The 1,486-nt window shown below is 66.0% G+C and carries 2 protein-coding genes; both read right to left on the bottom strand.

The features are described from left to right. Nucleotides 1-810, bottom strand: an 810-nt coding sequence (locus MOV74_RS37965; RefSeq protein WP_246932618.1) for a FecR domain-containing protein, incomplete at its 3' end; no start/stop codon positions are given. A 355-nt stretch (nucleotides 811-1,165) separates the two neighbouring features. Beyond that, nucleotides 1,166-1,486: DUF2147 domain-containing protein (locus MOV74_RS37960; RefSeq protein WP_246932616.1), on the bottom strand; the 321-nt coding region annotated here is incomplete at its 5' end.

Raw genomic sequence — 1,486 nt, 5'->3', positions numbered from 1 at the left:
TGCCAGATGCACCTGGCCAACGAAGCCGCGGTCGCGCGCGATCTGCTGCGGCGCGATCGTGATCGGTACCGCGGCGAAGCGCATGATTCCGGCAGTGGCCGCGCCGGGACGGATCGCAAAGCCGCTCGATGCTTGCGTCAGCGCGCCGAGCCGCGTGCCGCTGGTGCGGTCGTCGACGTCGATGTGACCGACGCGGCCGTCGGCGTCGGGGTAGAGCTTGATGTTGACGTTGCGCGCGCTGTTCGCTGCCGCGCCTTCAGGCACGTCGATAACGCCGGTGGTGCCGCGGATGCCGAGCGTCGCCGTCGGCGTCGTGATCTTCATGTTGCCGGTCTTCGCCACCGCCGCCGCGACGAAGGCGACCGTGCCCTTGCCGACGTCGAAGATCCCGGAGTTCTGCTTGCCGCCATCCTCGTAAACGTAATTGTCGATGGTGATCCTGGCGCTGGCCGACAGATTGAACGTGGTCGCGTCGTTGAAGGTGATGCCGAGCGAGGAGTTCGACGAGGTCTGCACGACGTCGTTGAGATAGATGTCGTCGCGCACGCGCAGCGGATAGGAATTCTTGTCGCGAATCACGGTCGCGATCCCCGTGACCGTCGCGACGTTGCCGATCGGCTCGACGGCGGTGGATTGTGCGTCTGGCGCGGGGGTGGGGGAAGCCGATGGAGCCGGGGAGGGATCCGGTGTCGGCTGCGCTTGCGGCTGCGCCTGCGCAAGCTCCATGGCATCGGATGCGGACGCCACGCTGCTGCCCGCCAACGGCAAGGCCAGAGCAAACGCGAGCATGAAGCGGCGGCAAGCCACCAATGAAGTCACGAGGATGTCCCGGTGAGAACGCGAGGCGAGATCGGGCGATATCAGCCGGATCAGGCTGAATGGCGGATGAACATGTGTGGCAAGGGAGGGGGTGAGTGTTCAAAGGCCAGGCAAGGCTAGCGAGTAGGGCTCGAATATCTCCACGCCGTCATGGCCGGGCTTGTCCCGGCCATCCACGCCTTGTTTTGCGGCACCAAGAACGTCGATGCCCGGGACACCTAGCGCGAAGACGCGCTTCGCGCTTCTGCCCGGGCATGACGAAGATTTGTGTGTGTCGCGCGAGATCCCGGGTCGACGCTTCGCATCGCCCGGGATGACGATCGTCGGAGCTGACCCGCTCCGAGCGTCAACTCACCCGCTTCCAGGTCTGGCCGCCGCAGAACATGCCGCCGAAGGCGCAGCCCTGCACGCGCATCGCGTTCGGGCCCTTCATGGCGATCGTGGAGTCGTAATTGCGGCCGGAGTCGGGATCGTGGATGCGGCCGCTCCACTTCGAGCCCTCGGGCTTCATGTTGATCAGGATGCGCGCGTTGGTCTTCTCGGCATAGCCGCAGAGATTGGCGCCGCACTGTTCGACGCGGACATTGCCCTTGTTCTCTTCGGTCGCCCAGACGCCGATCGGCGAGTTCGGCGCGGCCACGGGCGCAGCAGCCACCGGCGCTGGAGC

It is taken from the genome of Bradyrhizobium sp. SHOUNA76, from assembly GCF_023006445.1.
Taxonomy (GTDB): domain Bacteria; phylum Pseudomonadota; class Alphaproteobacteria; order Rhizobiales; family Xanthobacteraceae; genus Bradyrhizobium.
This window is presented reverse-complemented; position numbering and strand designations above follow the sequence as displayed.